Origin of the sequence: Larkinella terrae (assembly GCF_009668025.1) — a bacterium.
Taxonomy (GTDB): domain Bacteria; phylum Bacteroidota; class Bacteroidia; order Cytophagales; family Spirosomataceae; genus Larkinella; species Larkinella terrae.
The window spans coordinates 608432-628058 of sequence record NZ_WJXZ01000002.1; the positions used below are offsets into that span (position 1 = coordinate 608432).

Here is a 19627-nt window from a genome sequence, read left to right on the forward strand (position 1 = left end):
AATGAGCGAGATTATTAACATGGAGAGTTCCGTACGCCTTGCCATCGTTGGGTTAGGCTATGTCGGATTACCGTTGGCCGTTGAGTTTGGGAAACAATATGACGTGATTGGTTACGACATAGACGCGAAACGAATCGCTGAACTGCACGAAGGCTTCGATCGGACGCGGGAGACCGACAAGGCAACCCTTCAGCAAGCCAGCCGTTTGCAATTTTCGTCGGATCGCGCGGCCATAGCGGATTGTACGGTTTACATCATTACCGTTCCCACGCCCGTCGACGCTTATAAAAAACCGGATTTACGGCCTTTATTGGGCGCTACGCGTGACATCGGCAAGGTATTGAAAAAAGGCGATTTGGTTATTTATGAATCGACGGTTTATCCGGGATGTACCGAAGAGGACTGCGTTCCGGTTCTCGAAAAAGAATCGGGATTGCGGTTTAACGTCGACTTTTACTGCGGTTATTCGCCGGAACGCATCAATCCGGGCGATAAAGTTCATACCCTGACGACCATTAAAAAGGTGACGTCGGGCTCAACGCCGGAAACGGCCCGATTTGTCGATCAGTTGTACGCGTCAATTATCAAGGCCGGAACGCATCGGGCTTCGTCGATTAAAGTAGCGGAGGCCAGCAAAGCCATTGAAAACGCCCAGCGCGATGTCAACATCTCTTTCGTCAACGAGCTGGCACTGATGTTCGACCGCATGGATATTGACACGATGGAAGTGCTGGAAGCCGCCGGAACCAAATGGAATTTCCTGAAATTTAAACCGGGTCTGGTAGGTGGGCATTGCATTGGCGTGGACCCGTATTACCTGGCGCATAAAGCCGAAAGCCTGGGGTATTATCCGCAGGTTATTCTTTCCGGACGGCGTATCAACGACAACATGGGCATCTTCGTGGCCAGCAAGCTCGTGAAATTGATGATTCGGAAGGGCCATACGATCAATCATACCCGGGTGCTGTTGCTGGGCATAACGTTTAAAGAAAATTGCCCCGACATTCGGAATTCCCGGGTGATCGACATCTACACGGAACTGAGCGAATACGGCATGGCTGTCGAAGTGTATGATCCCTGGGCCAATGCCGATGAAGTTGCCAAAGAGTACGGTTTTCGATTAATTGCCCAGCCGACCGGGCAATACGACGGAATAATCATGGCGGTTGCCCATGAGCAATTCAAAGAACTGGATTATTTCGCTTTGCGAACCGATCAAACGGTTGTCTATGACCTGAAAGGGTTGCTGGATAAAAATTTAGTGGATAGCCGGTTGTAACATACAGACTTGTGTTTACGTCCCTTGTAAAAAGAACCTCCCTACTAAAAAAGTATGAAACCCCCGTCAAATTAGTCGCGTTGACAGGCGTAAATCTGGTTTTTACCTTGTTGATCAACTATTTATTGGCGGATCAGATAACTCCCGAGGAGTACGGGGCCTGGCGTTTATTTCTGACACTGACTTCTTTTTCGGGCCTGCTGCATTTTGGCCTGGTAGACGGTATGACGATTCAGTGGCTGTTTAGCAGTACGAAAGACTGGCAGAGTTCCAGCAAACGTGATTTTTCATACCTGCTTATTCAACAGGTTCTTATTTATTTTCTTCTCATTACTGCAATAGGAAAGTTATTTCCGCAGCTAAAAACGGTTCCGTATGCGCCAATTTTGTTGGCCAATCAGGTAGTCTTACAAAATGTATCGGGATTGCTGCAGGCATTTTTTAATCGCAGTGAAAAATTCTATTACGGTTCATCATTTACGCTGATTAGCCAGCTTGCCTTTTGTTTCGGCCTTATGTTATACCGGTTTAATTTTCTGCCAGGTATAAATCTTAATTTACTTAGCAACATCCAGATCGCTATTGCGACTTTTTCAATGCTTTATTTATTGCATAAGCATACAATAAATTGGCCATCATTAACACGGTACGATTTGCATCCGCAACGTTTTATCGCTGTCATAAAGAAATCAATTGGGTTAGGATTACCTATATTATTGACTGGATTACTCTTTCTGGGTTTTCAAAACATCGATAAGCTCTTAATCTCAAAATACTATTCACCCCGTCAATTTGGGTTTTACGCGTTCGCCGGAGCCCTGTTGAATGTCGTTCTAACAATTGTCGTTTCGATCAGTAATTTTTTAATGCAGAAATTGGTCTCGATCCGTCATTCGATCGAGTTATATTATGACAGTGCCGTGATGCTGATTTTGAAACTGGATTTTTTGTTATTGGTTGGAGCACTACCAGCTCGGCTATTTATTAACCAGCTTCTACCGGTTTATTCTGAATCTGCCGTTTATATCACATACCTGAGCGGTTTTGTAGCTCCTTACTTGTTAGTGCAACTAATTCAGTTTACTATTTTTAAAATCTTAAATAAACAAAGACAATTCTTTGCATTAGCGATTATGGTTTTTGGTAGTACAGCAGTTCTGCTCGTTGCTCTGGCAAGCCATCATGCGGCACTGACAATTATGGCAAGTGTCTCAACTTTTATGGCTTATATCTGGTTCGCAGCCGGTGATTGGCTCTTATGTTCGGTAAAACGGGAGTGTAAAGCAAATCAAACTAAGAGGTATGCGTTTATGATCACGACAATTTGCTTGTACTTACTACTATTCTATTTAGGCTAATAATGGAAGTAAGGATAATTATATTGAATTATAACACCGCGCTATTGACGCTTCAATGTGTCGATTATATTCTCAAACAGAATTACCCGGATAGTCATGTATTGATCATTGATAACGGATCATTACAGAAAAACTACGATGAGTTGGCGTCACAAATTCCTAAAGAAGTTAGGCTGATACGGTTTGAGGATAATGCAGGGTTTGCCGCTGGAAATAATCGAGGGTGCGGCCGGATCGATGGGCTACCGGATGCTGATTATTATTTGTTCGTCAATAGCGACGCGTTTTTAACGCAGGCCGATACAATCAGGGATCTTAAAAATGAATTAAGTCAGCGTCCCAACGCGGTTGCCATTTCACCTTTGGTTCATACAACTTCAAATCCGGTACCGGTTCGATCTCAGATTCAGGTAAGACGACTCCTGTCGGCAGGTTGGCTGGTGGTATGTCACAGTCCTATTCTCCGCCGTTTGCCTTATATAAACAAACGCTATTTGCAATTTATTTACCGTGATTTAGTGCCGTACCAGTCAAAGATATATGAGGTCGATAGTATAAATGGTGCGGTTTTTATGGTGAAAAGTGACTTTTTACACCAGATCGGTCTGTTAGATGGGGGGACTTTTTTATACCTGGAAGAACTGATTTTAGGTGAGCAAATCCGTAGGGAAAATAAACGATGTTTATTGCATGGCGGAGTTATTGTACCTCATATTCAGGGAGCAACCTCCGGAAGTCAACGGGGAAAAACGAGCCGCCGATCATTTAATTATTTTGTTGAGAGCGAAGCATACCTTTTTAGGAAATACCATAAGTATTCAAATTTAAAATTAAGCGGTCTGAGGAAGTTGCGTCTTTTTGAGTTTTTTGTTAAGTCATTCTTAGCCAGATTTAATCTTTAATTGTATGCTTATCCGTTTCGTTATAAATATTGTTTTTCTGTTATTGATTGCTTTGCTATTCTTAATAATAAAGAATAAAACTAGGAAAGCTGGATATCTGGAAATTTACTCATTATTATGGCTGTTGTTGATAGCAGGCTGTCAATTGATAGGCGGAATATATGAGATTCAGGATTCAACCTTATTTATATTTTACATGACTTGGATTATGTTTCTTGTACCTTCTTTATTGATTTATGAAAATTGTAGCGAAAATGAAAAATATAGCCATAAGCCAGTAAAAAACAAGTTGAAATTAATGCTATTTTTTTTAATATCAATAAGTTTGTTTGTTAATCTATTGTCGTTATATTCATTAATTGGGTCAATAAATTTTTTCAAACTGGGGCTTCTTGCACTGAGAGTACAGGGTAAAGAAATTATTGATGAACAATCGACAATATTTTATCAACTTTTTGCAAAATCGTATATTATTTATATCCCGTTGGCAATGATAGGATATAAAAATAAATATATTAATAAAGCAACCTTAGTTTTATGTTGTATAGTTGGCTTATTCACTTGCGTTATTAATTTAACGAGAGCGCCCGTATTATCCTGGGCCATTACCATTATTACGTCAACTACCATTTGTTTTAACGTTTCCGGGAAGAAATTTTACTCATACATAGCCTTGTTAATAACCCCGGTTCTTTTAATAACGCTCTTATTTGGAATGGAAAATGAGCAGTTACTGGAAAATGTAAAATTGTATGTATTCGGTGGGGTAAAGGCTTACGAAATGATATTAAGTGGCCGATATTCAGATTTATCTTTCTACGATATTGGTTTATACAGCACAGATTTTTTTAACTACACTTTGAAAAAGATGGGCCTTGTAGAACGATATCCATCTTTGATTCGAGAATATACGTATGCTCCGCCTACCAATGTTTATACGTATCTGGATGCGTTGACTTTGGATTTTGGTGTAATAGGCGCTATACTATCTGCACTTATCTTGGGAACGATTGCTGCTTACGTTCACAAAAAAGCACATTCGACTAACGATATCTTATACATTTCTTATTATTGCTTCATCAATTATGCAATTGCTATCTCATTTATGAATAATGAATTAATACGGATAAATGGATTTATATTGATCGCTGAATTGGTAATTATAAGAATGGTTATTCAACCGGTTTTGCAAGATGCTACCAATCCGTATCAGTTGGTTGACTTTAAAAATGATGTGCAATGATTGTTGTTGAATTAATGGGCGGACTGGGTAATCAATTGTTTCAATATGCGTTGGGAAGAAGTCTGGCCATACAAAATAAAACCGACTTATTTGTTGATACCGGATTTTTGATGAGTCGGAATGTGACAGGGCGGAACATTGTTTACCGAAATTATGATCTTGATATTTTTACGTTAAAACCGCCGATTGCAAAACCGTCTGTTTCGCAGCGCTATGGTACCAGTCCGTCTGTTTCAATCCGGTTTATAAAAAAATCTTTTAACCGCGCTATCAAGACCGGTCCACTAGAATATATTGCGGAGCAAACTCCGTTTCAATACGACCAGCGGGTTGCCCGGGCTTCTGACAACGTGTATGTAAGTGGCTATTGGCAATCCATCCGGTATTTTCAGGAAATAAAAGATCAACTGAAGCTGGAATTCCGGTTTGCCAATCCGATACCCGCTTTTGCTGCTGAACTGACGGAAGAACTTCAGAAGAAGGAATCCGTTTGTGTGCACGTCAGACGGAGTGACTTTGTGACAAATTCGCGTCATAACATTATTCAGCCCGATTATTATGAACGGGCGGAACGGATCATCCGGGAGCGCGTGGCCAAGCCAACCTATTATGTTTTTTCGGATGATATCGACTGGTGCCGGACCAATTTGCGCTTTAACGCCACAACCATATACGTCGGTAATGAATGGGCTGGTGAGCGCGCGCAGACTTACCTGCAATTGATGACGTTCTGTCGGCATTACATCATACCCAACAGTACGTTTGGCTGGTGGGCGGCCTGGCTGAATAACGGTTTTGACAAAATTGTGATTATGCCCCAAAAATGGGTTTATGACCGTTCCGGTTTCGTTAGTTCGGATGAATTGGCCTATCCTGAGTGGATTCGAATCTAAAACAGTTCGTGTAGTATGGTTACTGTTACTGTCGGCTTACCGGTTTATAATGCGGCTCCTTATCTGGCAGAAGCCATTCAATCTGTTATCAACCAGTCATTTACGGATTGGGAGTTGGTTGTTGTCGACGATGGGTCTACGGATGAATCACTTGCCATTGCCCGTTCTTTTACGGATCCCCGGATCAAACTGATTGCCGATGGAAAAAATACCGGCCAAAGCGTTCGCCTTAACCAGATCTCCCGGATGGCGACCGGCAAGTATATCGCCCGCATGGATGCCGATGATGTTATGACGGTTGACCGGTTGCAAACTCAGGTCCATTTCATGAATGAACACTCTGAAGTGGACCTGGTGAGTTCGTATGTCTACTCCATCGGAACTGATAACAAGGTGTATGGAATGCGCGGGACAACGCATTTACCGCAGACGCTGGGGGAGGCCGTTAGCGGTTTTCCAATCGTTCATCCGGCGGTTCTTACCCGTCGCAGCTGGTCGGTAGCTAATCCGTACAACGAACAAATCCCCCGGGTCCAGGACTATGAACTCTGGTTGCGGACCTGGCATACGAGTCGTTTTTTCATTATCAACCGCCCGCTTCTCTTTTACCGGGAAATCGGGATACCTTATAAAAATAAATACCTGCGTTCCAGCGCACAGATTCGGCATATCTTGGAGACACAATACCGCACTGAGCTTGGCTGGCGGAAAACGTACCAAATAAAGACGAAGACGGTTTTGAAAGGCGCTTTATATGTGCTATTCAATTTGTTAAATCGTGAAGACTGGCTTTTGAAACGGCGGAATCGTCCACTGTCATCAGAAGATCAATCTGTTGCAGAAAAATTGCTTGCAAAAGCAACTAACAGGCCTAAAATAGCCTCATTTTCGCCACTATGAGTCAATTTCAGACGGTTATTCAGGCGTTTTCCGTCCCTGCGTCACTGGGTTTTATCGATAAACAGATTCCTTACTTCCGGAAGCGGGGAGTCGAGATGCAGATCATTTGTTCGTCAGGCGCTGATTTGACCGCTTTTGCCGAAAAATACGGCGTTGCATATGAGGTGGTGCCTTTCATCCGATCGATTACCCCGCTGAATGACCTGTATTGCCTATGGCGGTCCTATCGGTTATTCAAAAAAAAGAAACCCGTCATCGTTCACGGCAATACGCCGAAAGCGGGCCTGTTGTCGATGCTGGCCGCTTTTCTGGCCGGAGTGCCCATCCGCATTTACGAAATTCATGGTTTTCCGTTCGAAAGCCGTCGGGGCTTTAGCCGGTGGTTACTGATGACGATGGAGCGCATTGCCTGCCAGGCGGCTACCCAAATTCTGCTGGTGAGCAGTTCGCTCCGGAACCAGGCCGTGAAGCTCAACATTACCGACGCGGCAAAATTAACGGTTCCGCACCACGGGAGCTGTAATGGGGTAGATGCAATCGATCGCTACAATCCGGCCCGGTTAGACGGCCAGAAAGTAGCCCGGCTGAAGGAAACATTGAATCTGAACGGCCCGGTAATCGGCTTTGTTGGGCGACTGACGCGGGACAAGGGCATTCTTGAACTGGCAAAGGCGTGGAAAATGATTCGTGATGACTTTCCCGAACTGCTGCTACTGATTGTTGGGCCATCCGAGCTGGTCACCGCTGCCGAGAAAGAAATTATCGATGAGTTGTTGCAGCATCCCCGTGTTCGCTGGATCGGTTTTGTAGCCGACATCGAATATTATTATGCCTTACTGGATTTCATTCTGTTGCCAACCTATCGGGAAGGGTTGGGGAACGTGCTGCTGGAAGCCGGGGCCATGGAAGTTCCGGCCATTGCCAGCCGGGTAACGGGAACGGTTGATGCACTGATCGAGGGAAAAACCGGTCTTTTCTGCGAACCTTATTCGGCCGAAAGTCTGGCCGGGCAAATACGCAATTACCTGAATAACCCGGAACTGGTGCGGGAACACGGTCGGAATTCCCGGGAGCGCGTTTTGCGCGATTTTGCGCCGATTGATGTCTGGAATGCCAAATATAAGATTTACAAGCAGGCTTTTCAGTCCGTTGGAATTGCACTCGATGATTCGGCAAAACATTCGGTTGAGGCATGAGGATTCTGCTGCTGCATCAATTTTACCTTCCGCCCCACGAAGCCGGTGGTACCCGCTGGAATGAACTGTGCCGGTTATGGGCCCAACAGGGCCACCAGATCACGGTCATTGCGGGCATGGTGCATTACAGTCATGGTCGAAAATATCAGCATTGCCGGGGAAAGTGGGTTGTTGAGGAAGAGGACGTACCCGGTGTGCGGGTGATTCGAACACATGTGTCGGAATGGTACAACGTAAACTGGCTGGGGCGCCTGTGGGCCTACATCACGTTTCTGTTTTCCGGGACCTGGGCCGGATTGTTTCGGACCAGCGCCAAATATGATGTGTTGATCGTTACCTCGCCACCTTTGTTGCTCGGCCTGGTGGGGAGTGCGTTGGCGTGGTGGAAAAGCTTACCTCTTATCGTTGAAATCCGGGATTTATGGCCCGACACGCCCGTTCAGATGGGCATTCTGCAGAATCTGTTTCTAGTCCGAACGGCTTATTACCTCGAACAACGGCTGTATAAATGGTCGGAACGAATCGTGGTTCTGACACCCGCGTTCAAACAGGTGCTGATGAAACAAAAGCATATTCCGGATTCCAAGATTGAAGTGGTTACAAATGCAACCGATTTTGAGCTGACGGACCAACTGGCAGCGACTTTTAACCGCGCCAGCTTCCGGCAGGAGCAGAGAATGGATGGCATGGTGTGGATCGTGTATGCCGGAGCGCATGGCGTTGCCAATCAGCTCGAGCAGATCGTGGCTACGGCGGTTTTGTTGCAGGATCAGCCCGTGCGGTTTTTACTGATCGGCGACGGGATGGCTAAGAAAACCGTATGGGATCAGTCCAGGCGGTTATTGCTGCAAAACATCCGGTTTTTGCATGCGCTTCCCCGCGAGGAGGCATTTCAGTTTATCCTGGCTTCGGATATCGGAATCATGACCATGCAGCAACTGGACGTTTTCAAGACGATCTACGCAAACAAGATGTTCGAGTACATGGCAGCCCGCTTGCCTATTCTGACGGCAATCGACGGAATATCCCGTTCCGTGGTCGAACTGGCCAATGCGGGTATGTTTATCGAACTGCAAAAGCCGTTCGAAGTCGCGGAAAGTATTAAAAATTACCTGTACCAGCCTGAACTGCGCCGTCAGCAGGGAAACAATGGATACTGGTACGCTAAAGCGCATTTTAACCGAAAAATAGTAGCCGCCGACTATTTACACCTCATTGAGAATGTATCGAAAAGTGGGAAAACGCCTGATTGATGTCATTATCTCAGCGATGGCAATTTTGATGCTTTTGCCCATCCTGCTGGTGCTGGTGATTGTGCTGGCCGTTGCCAATCGGGGAAACCCGTTTTTTGTTCAGGTCCGGCCTGGCCGAAATGAACGGACATTTACGCTGGTCAAGCTTAAAACCATGAACGACCGACGTGACGCCAACGGAATTTTGCTTTCTGATGCCGATCGATTGACTCCATTGGGCCGCCTGATTCGTAAAACCTCACTGGACGAATTGCCGCAACTTTGGAGTGTCTTGAAAGGCGACATGAGCCTGATCGGACCCAGACCGTTGCTGGTGGAATACCTGCCGCTTTACAACGACCAGCAACGACGGCGGCATGCGGTTCGGCCGGGCATTACGGGTTGGGCGCAGGTGAATGGCCGGAATACGGTGTCGTGGAAAAAGAAATTTGAGTATGACGTGTGGTACGTCGACAATCTGTCTTTTGACCTGGACTGTAAAATCATGATGCTGACCATTCAGAAAGTGCTCAAATCAGAAGGTATTTCGTCGGTATCATCGGCGACAATGGAAAAATTCACCGGAACGATTTAACATGCTATTATACGGAGCCAGCGGACACGCAAAGGTGATAATCAGTTGTTTGCACGCCAGTCGCACGAGCGTTGAAGCGATCTTCGACGATGATTTGCGTAAAGAAAGTCTGCTGACCATCCCGGTGATTGGCCCTTATCAGACCGATTATGAAAGCAATGCGCCATTGATTGTGGCCGTTGGTGACAACGCGATCCGGCACCGGCTGACTCAAACGGTCCGCCACCCGTACGGGATTGCCATTCATCCGTCGGCGCAGGTTGATTCCAGCGTACAAATAGGAGCGGGGAGTGTCGTTTTACACGGCGCCATTCTGCAGGCCGACACCCGGATCGGTAGCCATGTCATTATCAATACGGGAGCTTCCGTTGATCACGATTGCGCGGTAGGCGATTTTGCCCATGTGGCTCCCGGGGCGGTTTTGTGTGGGGGAATTCGGGTCGAAACCGGGGCGTTGATTGGTGCCGGAGCGGTTATTTGTCCCAACCTGAACATCGGTAAATGGGCGATTGTGGGCGCCGGGGCCGTTGTTATTCGCCCGGTTCCGGACTATGCCGTTGTGGTGGGTAATCCGGGCCGGATCATTAAACTAAACAAAACCGCATGAATCCCGACATTTATCTCTCGTCTCCACACCTCGGCGAATTAGAGCTTCGGTACGTTCAGGAAGCTTTTGCGACGAACTGGATTGCTCCGCTGGGTCCCCACGTCGATGCCTTTGAACAGGAAATTTGTGCGGCTACCGGCGTTGGGCATGCGGCTGCGTTGTCATCCGGAACGGCGGCTTTGCATCTGGCCCTGGTGTTGCTCGGCGTTGGTCCCGGCGATGAGGTGCTTTGTCAGTCGTTTACGTTTGCGGCCAGCGCGAATCCGATTCGGTATCAGGGAGCGCAACCCATCTATGTCGATAGCGAAATGACGACCTGGAATATGTGCCCGGATGCGCTGGAAACCGCCCTTCAGGATCGTATCCGGAAAGGCAAGCGCCCGAAAGCGGTTATTGCCGTCAACCTCTACGGGATGCCCGCCCGCTTTGATGCGATTCTTGCCATTTGTCAGCGGTACGAAGTCCCTTTGATTGAAGACGCTGCCGAATCATTTGGTTCTACCTATAAGAATGTACCAACCGGCCGGTTCGGAACAGTAGCGGTTTTATCCTTCAACGGCAATAAAATCATTACGACATCGGGTGGGGGAGCGTTGTTGTCGGAAGACGATAAGCTAATTGCCAAAGCACGGTTTTTAGCTACGCAGGCGCGTGATCCGGCTCCACACTATCAGCATTCCAGCGTTGGCTATAATTACCGGATGAGCAACGTTTGCGCGGGTATTGGCCGGGGGCAGTTAGCGGTTCTGGCGACCCGGGTGGCCCAGCGACGCGCCAATTTCAACTATTATGTTCAGGAATTGAGCCAACTGCCGGGGCTGAATTTCCAACCGGAACCGGCCGACTGTTTTTCAAACCGCTGGCTGACCTGCATCACGATTGATCCGGCGCTGTCGGACGGACTCACCCGCGAAGCTATTCGACTGGCGCTGGCCGAACAACGGATTGAAGCCCGGCCGTTGTGGAAACCGATGCATCGGCAACCGGTTTTTGCCGGTTCGCCCTACTATGGTTCCGGAATAGCCGACCAGCTTTTCGAGAATGGGCTCTGCCTGCCATCCGGCTCCAATCTGACTCAGGAACAGCGTGACAAAGTAGTTTCCTGTATCCGAAAAACCGCTGCGGCTTTTTCGAAGCGGTAATTATGAACGACACGGGCGGGATGTCCTTTAACGGCTGCGGCTTCCATGAAACGTCAACGGATTTTACACATCAGTACGGCACATTCACCTTATGACCCGCGTATTGTTTATAAGTATTTACCCACGCTGATCGAGCATTACGAGGTTTATTGCGCCCTTCCGGGAGCCGAAGCCGCCGTGGTGCCCGGGGTGCATTTTATTGATTTACCCCGCTTTGGCCGGGTGGTTTTCCGGTTTTTGATTACCTGTCCGGTTGTTCTCTGGAAAACGGTGCGGCTGCGTCCCCGGTTAATTCATGTTTATTCGCCCGAATTTTTGCCTTTTGCGTACCTCTACCGCTGGATGGGAGCCGCGGTCATTTACGAAGTTCAGGAAAATCTCTATAAAAAGATTCACCTGAAGAAACAGAACCGGGGCTGGCTGCTCCGGCGGTTATTCCGTTTCTTTGACCGGCTGGCCTGGCGGCATTTTTCGCTGATTTTCACGGAGCATGGCTATCTGACGACGTACACGGATCTCGCGCAGCCTTATGCCGTCATTTATAATTACCCGGTATTGCCGTTTATGCAAACCTTCCGGCAGCCGTACCGAAAACCCACTGACCCCATCGAATTTTTTTACATTGGAGTGCTGAGTTTCGACCGGGCCATTGAAACGTTGCTGGCAGGACTGGCCCTATTGAAAATGGATTTTCCAGATTTCAAGGTACACCTGTTCGGGCGCCGGACTTTTACCGATTCTGAATTGCAGGTGATTCCGGCGTACCGTACTGTAAAAGACAACCTGATTTTTTACGGCTACACGGATCAGGCAAAGGCGCTGTTGTATGCCGCGAAAGCCGTGTGCGGTCTGGCGCTGCTAAAACCCGTCGGAGATTACCCGGAATCGTATACCACCAAAATGTTCGAATACATGGCGCTGGGCCTGCCGGTTATCACGGCCGATTTTCCGTTATATCGCGAGGTGGTTGAAAAATACGGTTGCGGGTTCTGCATTGATCCGCTCAATCCGGTCGTTTTTGCCGATTGCCTGCGCTATCTGAGCACCCACCCGCAGGAAGCCCGGGAAATGGGCGAACGTGGTCGGCAGGCTACGGTGAATGCCTTCAACTGGTTGACCGAACGGGCCAAATTACTGCAGCTTTATCAAACGCTGCTACCGTCTTCTGCCTGAATTGAGTCCGCAATTAGAACAAAAAACCGCCCCCGGAGTCCAGGGGCGGTTTTTTGGCAGCGATTATATCAGAAATTACAAAGCCGTTCCGCCTTTAATGTCTTTGGCAATGGCCAGCAGTTGTTCCGGCGATTGGTACCCCAGAACTTTCTTGACAACTTTACCGTCGCCATCAATGAACAACAAGGTTGGATAACCTTCCAGCGGGTATTGCAATGCGAGTTCCGGGCCTTCGCCTTTTTCCATATCGATTTTTACATTGACGAACTCTTTATTAAAGAATTCGCCGACGGCTGGTTGCGTAAATACGTTCTTTTGCAGCATTTTACAAGGACCACACCAACTGGTGTACGCATCCAGAAAAACGAGTTTGTTCTCGGCTTTGGCCTTCTCTAGCTGAGCTTTCCAGGAGGCTTCCGAAAATTGAATACCCGGTTCGGTACTGACGGCTGATTTGGCGGTTTCCGTAGCCGCCGGAGTGGTCGCTTCGGCGGTGGATTTCTCACCTTCCGATTTGGTACTGGTGTTGCAGGCGTTGAAAACCAGCGCCATAGCGAGTAATAAGGACAAAAAACCTGTATTTTTCATAACCATCGATTCGGTTTGTACTGATTAAACGATAACGGCTGATTGATTCAAATTTGTTTCCTGACGCCGACAAATTGTGTAAAAAGTAGCAATCGTCGCCCAATTTTTAGCAAATATACCGATTTATGCGTCGTTGTTCCAATGCCATTTTCGACATAAAATAGTTCTCTTCTGGATTCTTTACGAACTTTGCGGCTGAAAAGCGGTTTTGAAAACCGCCTTTTGAACAGATATGGAAGTAAAACAAGCTGAGTTTGTCATGAGCAACTCCGATCCGGCACGCTGCCCGAAGCCGGATAAACCGGAATATGCGTTCATCGGGCGCTCAAACGTCGGAAAGTCGTCGCTCATCAATATGCTGACCACGCGGCACAAGCTGGCCAAAACCTCGCAAACGCCGGGTAAAACCCAGTTAATCAACCATTTCCTGATTAACACTGACTGGTACCTGGTCGATTTGCCGGGCTACGGTTTTGCGAAAGCGCCCCAGCGCGAACGGGAAAAGTGGGAAGTAATGATCGATTCGTACCTCACGGAACGGCAGAATCTGATCTGTACCTTCGTGCTGGTCGACGGCCGGATCGAGCCCCAGCGCATCGACCTGGAGTTTATGGAGCGCATGGGCGAACGCGGTCTGCCGTTTGTGATCATCTTCACGAAAACCGAAAAAAGCAGTACGAACGCCATTCACCAGATGGTGAAAAAATACGGGCAGACCCTCCAGAAAACCTGGGCTGAATTGCCGCCCATGTTCGTTTCTTCAGCCGTGAGCAGCCGGGGAAAAGACGAAATTCTGGCTTATATCGACCAACTGAATAAGGAGTTTTACGAGGAAATGAAGGCAAAAAAATAAGATTAGTCCTATCTTTGCCCTTCAGTTTTTAGCAAAAATTGGCAATAACCCAATCAAATAGACCGTTACCCATTAAACAAGCAGCATGGAATCGCTGAAAGAAATTGCAAATATTGCCGGAAAAAGCGGCCTGTATCGAATCTTGAAACCCAGCCGTACCGGCGTGATTGTGGAATCGCTTGATGAGAAAAAAGAAAAATCGATGATTGGCCCCACGGCGCGGGTGTCGGTTTTGAAAGATATCTCGATCTATACCGACGATGAGGAGCAGTCAAAACCGCTGGCGGATGTATTTCTGGCCATATACGAAAAATACGAAGACAATCTGCCGATAACTCCCAAATCAGCGTCGAATGCGGAACTGGCTGATTTTATCGGCGAAGTGGTGCCGGAATACGATCGCGACCGGGTGCATATGTCGGACGTGAAGAAAATGCTCGGCTGGTATAGCATTCTGCGGAAGAGTCTGCCGGAAGCCTTTGAGAAAAAACCGGAGGAAATCACCGAAGAAACCCAGGCTGAAACGCCCTCTGCCGCCACCGAAACGGAGGAGCAAACCGCCTAACGATTTACATTTTCAGTAATCGTAAAAAGCAGGAACTGGCCTTTGGCTTCCTGCTTTTTTTTATTCTGAGACATGAGAGGTTAGACAGGAGACAAGAGACTCTTGACAGGTACCTAAAGTCTCTTGTCTCCTGTCTAACCTCTCACCTCTATATAAAATCCATCATTTTTGCCTCCGAAAAACCGGCGCTGGAGGTCATGCCTTTGCCACCGATGCCGGTGATGATGTGAACGTTCTCCAGATCGCTTTCAAAAATCTCCTGCGGAGTTTGGGCGTAAAAACCGGCCCAACTGCGTTGAATGCGGTAAACCGGGAAGGTGACAATGCGGCTGGCTTCCCGAATCATCAGCTGGTTAATGGATTCCCTGGTATCAAAACCCAGATCGTCGGTTTGGGTCGCGGTGGCGTATTCGTGCGAATCACCGAGAATGATGGAGCCGTCGAGCGCCTGTTTGAACAGGATGTGGATGCCCCACTTTTTCAGTTCCGCCAGGTGATCGGGAGTTTTGAGACTGGCGTACGACGGGCATTCGGCAAACGATTCGTAGCGCCGGATGGTCAGGCCAGTCAGGATGTTGCCGGGAAGCGCTACTTCGGGCATCGGGTCGGTTTGCATCATCTGCAGTTTGCTCACCACCAGACCGCTCCGGGCAAAGAGGTCGGGATACAACAGCCGGAATTCGCTGCCGTTGCAAACCAGTACGTGCTGCGCCTGAAACCGCTCTCCGTTCGCCAAACAAACCGTTGTTCCGCCGGAAACGGGTTCGCAGCCGATTACCGCAGCGTTCACCCGATACGTTACGTTGGGGTATTTAGTGGTCAGATAAGTGATCAGCCGGTGAATCATCAGATCCGGTTCGACGCTGATTTCTTCCGGGAAAACCAGGCCGCCCTGTACGTAATCTGGTTGTAAAGCCGGGTATTTCGCCAGAATCTGAGCTTTTGACCAGAGCTCACACGGGTAATCGTCGGCCCGCCGTTGATCGTAAAGCTCGTTGGCGAGCTGCCATTCGTCCGCATCGGAAGCAATGTAAACCGAGCCGTTTTGCCGAACGGTTATGTCGTATTCCCGCTGAATTTCCCGGTAAAGCTCGAGGCTGCGACGCCCGTAGCGGTACCAGCGCCCACTCAAACCCGAGGGAACGACCTGACCAAAATTTCGGACGGTGGCTCCCACCGGCCGGTTGTCCTTTTCAAGAAGTAAAACCCGTTTCCCGGCGCGGGCTGCGTGCAGGGCATGAAATGTTCCCAAAATGCCCGAACCGATAATGATAAAATCGAAAGAAGCCAAAAGAATGATGAGTTACAAATTACAGACTATGACCGTTTGCCAGTGCCTGAAACGACAAGGACGATAAGATAGCGTGCAAATCGCGTACCGATTCCAGCAACTGATCGTGCGGATAGGGTTCGAGCTGGCTGCGGTTGTGGGTCCCGTTGACAACGCCCAGATTGAGCCCCACCCCAGCCGCCTGTCCCGACAGCAAATCCGAAGGCGTATCGCCGATGTTGATCACCCGTTTCGGATCGGTGCAATTCAATAACCGCATGGCTTTCTGAATCATAAAAGGCTGTGGCCGACCCTGTTCCACCTCATCACTTGCAATCGAAGCCTGAATAATGGTTTGATCGTTCCCGATATAATTCTCGTCCAGACCTTCCAGCCAACCCAGTTTTTCCAGAATAATATCGGTGACGACGCGGTAAAAACCGGTCGTGAGCGCAATTTTGATCCCGTTTTCGCGCAAAGAAGCAAATGTTTCCAGGCAACCCTCGGTGGGCACAACGGCCTGGGTCCGGTAGTGGTTTTCCAGAATTTCGGTGAACAGCCGGTACGAATGATCCACTTTCGCTTTCAGCTCCGAAGCCGTGGGGCTGCCGAGCTGTTCGGCCCATAAGGTTTCAAAAACAAACCGTTTCGAGAGTCCCTGCATGGCCAGAATCCGCTCGTCACTGACGATCAGATCGGTTTGGGAAGCGGCCTGCGCAAAGCAGCGTTCAACTTCGTGCTGGTCCCGGACGGTGGTGCCAGCCATATCAAATACCACAAGTTGGAAGGATGTCATTTTTCAAAAATCGGATAGAATTCGGATCGTCAAACATACAAAAGACCGGACGATAAACCGTTACCCATGTATTAAATTCCTGTAATACTTGGGGTTATCCGGGCTAGTTAGTAGATTCCCTTTTTCATCCGAACGGGGTTTCAACAACCCGGATTTCGTACAACTCTTTTCAGATTTGTTACCACTATGGCGTATCGCAGCACCATTCGTAATCGAGTCTATCGTTTTGATGACCTGAAAACGTTGCTGGCCCGGGCAACGCCCTTGCGGTCGGGCGACCAACTGGCGGGCGTGGCGGCCCAAACCGCCGAGGAGCGGGTCGCAGCCCAACTGGCGCTGGCCGATTTGCCCCTTGCGACGTTTCTGAACGAAGCGGTTGTTCCCTACGAAACGGATGAAATAACCCGACTGATTCTGGATACGCACGACGCGGCCGCATTTGCTCCCATCAGCCATCTGACCGTCGGCGATTTTCGGAATTACCTGCTTTCGGATGAGGTTGACGCGCAAACGCTGACGGCGCTGCAACCCGGTCTGACGCCGGAAATGGTGGCGGCCGTAAGCAAACTGATGCGAAATCAGGATTTAATAACGGTTTCGGCCAGGTGCGAAGTCATCACCCGGTTTCGGAATACGATTGGGCTGAAAGGGCGGTTTTCGACCCGGCTGCAACCCAATCACCCGACCGACGACTTCCGGGGCGTGGCCGCAAGTATCATCGACGGACTTTTTTACGGCAGTGGAGATGCGGTAATTGGCATCAATCCCGCAACGGACCACGTTCGGACGGTGATTCGGCTGGTCGAAATGATGGATCAGATCCGGCAACGATTCGACATTCCGACGCAGACCTGCGTGCTGAGTCATATAACCACCACACTTCAGGCCATTGAGCTGGGCGCGCCGGTCGACCTGACGTTCCAGTCTATCGGCGGAACCGAAGCCGTCAATACGTCATTCGGAGTCAATATGGCCCTGTTGCGCGAAGGTTTCGAGGCTACCCGCGCGTTGAAACGTGGAACCGTGGGCCAGAATGTGATGTATTTTGAAACCGGTCAGGGAAGCGCGTTGTCGGCCAATGCGCACCACGGCGTCGATCAGCAAACCTGCGAGGTGCGCGCCTACGCCGTCGCCCGGCTTTTTGAGCCGCTGCTGGTTAATACCGTCGTCGGTTTTATTGGTCCGGAGTACCTGTACAATGGGAAACAGATCATTCGCGCTGGTCTGGAGGATCATTGCTGCGGAAAATTGCTGGGGCTGCCGATGGGCGTCGACATTTGCTATACGAACCACGCCGAAGCCGATCAGGACGATATGGACACGCTGCTGACGTTGCTCGGCACGGCGGGCGTCAACTTCATTATGGGCATTCCGGGCGCCGACGACGTGATGCTGCATTACCAGAGCACGTCGTTTCACGATGCACTTTACCTGCGGGATCTGTGCCGGTTGCGCCCCGCACCGGAGTTTGAAGCCTGGCTGCTTCGAATGGAACTGATGGGCGCGGACGGGAAGTTGCTGCCGGTAAAAAATACCCACCGTTTATTACAAGCTGCCGGTTTATGAACCAGCTACCCGACCAGCCCGATCCCTGGGCCTTTCTGCAAAACCACACGTCCGCCCGCATCGCCCGCGGACGCACCGGCCACAGTTTGCCTACGCGTGCGCTGCTGGATTTTCAGCTCGACCACGCCCGTGCCCGCGATGCGGTTTATTCGGAGCTGGAACAGGACGAATTGAGGAATCAACTGGCGGTTTTTCACCAGCCGGTTTTGCTGCTTCACAGCCGGGCGACCGATCGACAGCAGTACCTGCAACGCCCGGATTTGGGCCGGAAACTGGACGAGAAGAGCCAAACAAACCTGACAGGTTTTGAAGACCTGTCAGGTTTTGCGCCATTTGATCTCTGCATCGTTATTGCGGACGGGTTGTCGGCAACGGCCATCAATCGACACGCGCCAACGGTGGTGGCGCGTTTGACGGAAGAAGTGTTGAAACTGGGCTGGACGCTGGCGCCCCTGTGTCTGGTGGAGCAGGGACGTGTGGCGATTGGCGACGAAATTGCGCACGCGCTGAAGGCCGAAACCGTCGTGGTGCTGATCGGTGAACGACCCGGTTTAACGTCGCCCGACAGCATGGGCGCTTACCTGACCTTTCAACCGCAACCCGGGTTGACCGACGAATCGCGCAACTGCCTTTCCAACATCCGGCCCGAAGGGTTGCCGTACGAAGCCGCCGTGCAAAAGCTGTTGTATCTGCTGACCGAAATGAAAAACCGCCGGTTGTCGGGCGTGCAGTTGAAGGACGAGTTTGACGATAATTTATTGGCGAACTAGCGGAGCGGTGGCAGGGTGGCCTTCATCCGCGTGGTCAGAAATACTTTTTTGCCCGATATTCGCTCCAGCATCGGTTTTAGAATCTTGTCGGCGTTCTGGCGGGTTTGTTCCAGAATACCGCTGTTCAGCGCCGACTGCCGGATTTGGGTTTCCGCCCGGCGATAGGCTTCATTAACCAGTTGGGCTTCTTCCAGAAACGCATATTCCGTATTGAAAACCCGCGAGCGGTTGTGGTTAATCTTATAGTGACAGATTTCGGGATCGGGCAAATGCACGATCAGGCTATCGCCCTGTGTGGTCACGTCTTCGGCTTTGATCTTGGTCAGATCGAGGCAGCCAATGGCTTCACCTTCCACAATCAGCACGGCTTTCGGATTGGGCAGCCACTCCCGAACAAGCTGGTGTTCCACAATGTCTTTAAACCGGTATTGAACCAGCTCAAGTTTTCCTAGTTCGGTTACTTCCTGTAAAACAACGGTTTGTGTACTTTTCTCCGTTTTCGTCAATCCGCTGAAAAGCGACCAGCCGCGCAGTTGCTCCCACAAAACGATTAAACCGACGATAAGAAGGACGATAAGAAATAAGCGGAGGATTGAATTAATGAAACGGGTCATAAAGCGGGAGTTTGTCGGTTTTCAGTTTACGGTTTTCGGTGGGGGAAGCGTTGCTATACAGCTTGCGTCAGCCCCCGAAAACCGT

The 19627-nt window shown here is 49.2% G+C and carries 20 protein-coding genes; 16 read left to right on the forward strand and 4 right to left on the reverse strand.

Going from position 1 to position 19627, the window contains the following annotated elements; all coding sequences use genetic code 11:
* Position 1 precedes the first annotated feature (1 nt).
* From GJJ30_RS06490 to GJJ30_RS06545, 12 genes are read left to right on the forward strand one after another with little or no spacing between them, the layout of a single operon-like run.
* A complete protein-coding gene (locus GJJ30_RS06490; RefSeq protein WP_229312991.1) occupies positions 2 to 1279 on the forward strand; it encodes a nucleotide sugar dehydrogenase in 1278 nt (425 codons plus the stop codon).
* 11 nt (positions 1280 to 1290) lie between these two features.
* Positions 1291 to 2637 carry an oligosaccharide flippase family protein gene (locus GJJ30_RS06495; protein WP_154174326.1) on the forward strand — a complete coding sequence of 449 codons (1347 nt, stop codon included), beginning with the start codon at positions 1291 to 1293 and terminating at the stop codon, positions 2635 to 2637.
* A gap of 2 nt (positions 2638 to 2639) precedes the next feature.
* The gene (locus GJJ30_RS06500; protein ID WP_154174327.1) at positions 2640 to 3539 is read left to right on the forward strand and encodes a glycosyltransferase family 2 protein; all 900 of its coding nucleotides are present in this window, start codon (positions 2640 to 2642) and stop codon (positions 3537 to 3539) included.
* Between the two features lie 4 nt (positions 3540 to 3543).
* Positions 3544 to 4782 carry an O-antigen polymerase gene (locus GJJ30_RS06505; protein WP_154174328.1) on the forward strand — a complete coding sequence of 413 codons (1239 nt, stop codon included), beginning with the start codon at positions 3544 to 3546 and terminating at the stop codon, positions 4780 to 4782.
* Positions 4779 to 5675: an alpha-1,2-fucosyltransferase gene (locus tag GJJ30_RS06510; RefSeq protein WP_154174329.1), complete on the forward strand. Its 897-nt coding sequence runs from the start codon at positions 4779 to 4781 to the stop codon at positions 5673 to 5675. Before GJJ30_RS06505 ends, GJJ30_RS06510 begins: the two co-directional genes overlap by 4 nt.
* A gap of 15 nt (positions 5676 to 5690) precedes the next feature.
* Positions 5691 to 6575, forward strand: coding sequence for a glycosyltransferase family 2 protein (locus tag GJJ30_RS06515; protein WP_154174330.1), 885 nt, complete (start codon positions 5691 to 5693; stop codon positions 6573 to 6575).
* Positions 6572 to 7771 carry a glycosyltransferase family 4 protein gene (locus GJJ30_RS06520; RefSeq protein WP_154174331.1) on the forward strand — a complete coding sequence of 400 codons (1200 nt, stop codon included), beginning with the start codon at positions 6572 to 6574 and terminating at the stop codon, positions 7769 to 7771. Before GJJ30_RS06515 ends, GJJ30_RS06520 begins: the two co-directional genes overlap by 4 nt.
* Complete coding sequence (locus GJJ30_RS06525; RefSeq protein ID WP_154174332.1) at positions 7768 to 9024, forward strand: glycosyltransferase family 4 protein; 1257 nt, start codon at positions 7768 to 7770, stop codon at positions 9022 to 9024. The genes GJJ30_RS06520 and GJJ30_RS06525 overlap by 4 nt, the downstream gene beginning before the upstream one ends.
* The gene (locus GJJ30_RS06530; protein WP_154174333.1) at positions 8993 to 9598 is read left to right on the forward strand and encodes a sugar transferase; all 606 of its coding nucleotides are present in this window, start codon (positions 8993 to 8995) and stop codon (positions 9596 to 9598) included. Before GJJ30_RS06525 ends, GJJ30_RS06530 begins: the two co-directional genes overlap by 32 nt.
* A gap of 1 nt (position 9599) precedes the next feature.
* The gene (locus tag GJJ30_RS06535; RefSeq protein WP_154174334.1) at positions 9600 to 10205 is read left to right on the forward strand and encodes an acetyltransferase; all 606 of its coding nucleotides are present in this window, start codon (positions 9600 to 9602) and stop codon (positions 10203 to 10205) included.
* Positions 10202 to 11347, forward strand: coding sequence for a DegT/DnrJ/EryC1/StrS family aminotransferase (locus tag GJJ30_RS06540; protein WP_154174335.1), 1146 nt, complete (start codon positions 10202 to 10204; stop codon positions 11345 to 11347). The genes GJJ30_RS06535 and GJJ30_RS06540 overlap by 4 nt, the downstream gene beginning before the upstream one ends.
* 45 nt (positions 11348 to 11392) lie before the next feature.
* Positions 11393 to 12520: a glycosyltransferase gene (locus GJJ30_RS06545; RefSeq protein WP_154174336.1), complete on the forward strand. Its 1128-nt coding sequence runs from the start codon at positions 11393 to 11395 to the stop codon at positions 12518 to 12520.
* 75 nt (positions 12521 to 12595) lie between these two features.
* Here the strand turns inward: GJJ30_RS06545 and GJJ30_RS06550 are convergent, their stop codons facing one another.
* Positions 12596 to 13108, reverse strand: a complete 513-nt coding sequence (locus tag GJJ30_RS06550; protein ID WP_229312993.1) for a thioredoxin family protein — start codon at positions 13106 to 13108, stop codon at positions 12596 to 12598.
* A gap of 232 nt (positions 13109 to 13340) precedes the next feature.
* Here GJJ30_RS06550 and yihA point away from each other — a divergent pair, with 232 nt between their 5' ends.
* On the forward strand, positions 13341 to 13961 hold the full coding sequence (yihA, locus tag GJJ30_RS06555) for a ribosome biogenesis GTP-binding protein YihA/YsxC (protein WP_154174337.1): 621 nt from the start codon (positions 13341 to 13343) through the stop codon (positions 13959 to 13961).
* 85 nt (positions 13962 to 14046) lie between these two features.
* Positions 14047 to 14526: a DUF5606 family protein gene (locus tag GJJ30_RS06560; RefSeq protein WP_154174338.1), complete on the forward strand. Its 480-nt coding sequence runs from the start codon at positions 14047 to 14049 to the stop codon at positions 14524 to 14526.
* A 148-nt stretch (positions 14527 to 14674) separates the two neighbouring features.
* Here the strand turns inward: GJJ30_RS06560 and GJJ30_RS06565 are convergent, their stop codons facing one another.
* A complete protein-coding gene (locus GJJ30_RS06565) occupies positions 14675 to 15817 on the reverse strand; it encodes a TIGR03364 family FAD-dependent oxidoreductase (protein WP_154174339.1) in 1143 nt (380 codons plus the stop codon).
* Positions 15818 to 15836: 19 nt separating this feature from the next.
* Positions 15837 to 16592, reverse strand: a complete 756-nt coding sequence (locus GJJ30_RS06570) for an HAD family hydrolase (RefSeq protein WP_154174340.1) — start codon at positions 16590 to 16592, stop codon at positions 15837 to 15839.
* Between the two features lie 186 nt (positions 16593 to 16778).
* On the opposite strand from GJJ30_RS06570, the gene GJJ30_RS06575 reads away from it, so the two are divergent.
* On the forward strand, positions 16779 to 18158 hold the full coding sequence (locus GJJ30_RS06575) for an ethanolamine ammonia-lyase subunit EutB (RefSeq protein WP_154174341.1): 1380 nt from the start codon (positions 16779 to 16781) through the stop codon (positions 18156 to 18158).
* Complete coding sequence (gene eutC / locus GJJ30_RS06580) at positions 18155 to 18928, forward strand: ethanolamine ammonia-lyase subunit EutC (protein ID WP_154174342.1); 774 nt, start codon at positions 18155 to 18157, stop codon at positions 18926 to 18928. Before GJJ30_RS06575 ends, eutC begins: the two co-directional genes overlap by 4 nt.
* Here the strand turns inward: eutC and GJJ30_RS06585 are convergent.
* Entirely contained in the window at positions 18925 to 19542 is a 618-nt protein-coding gene (locus GJJ30_RS06585) for a DUF4230 domain-containing protein (protein ID WP_154174343.1), read from the reverse strand. The two genes, eutC and GJJ30_RS06585, sit on opposite strands and share 4 nt — an antisense overlap.
* Positions 19543 to 19627 lie beyond the last annotated feature (85 nt).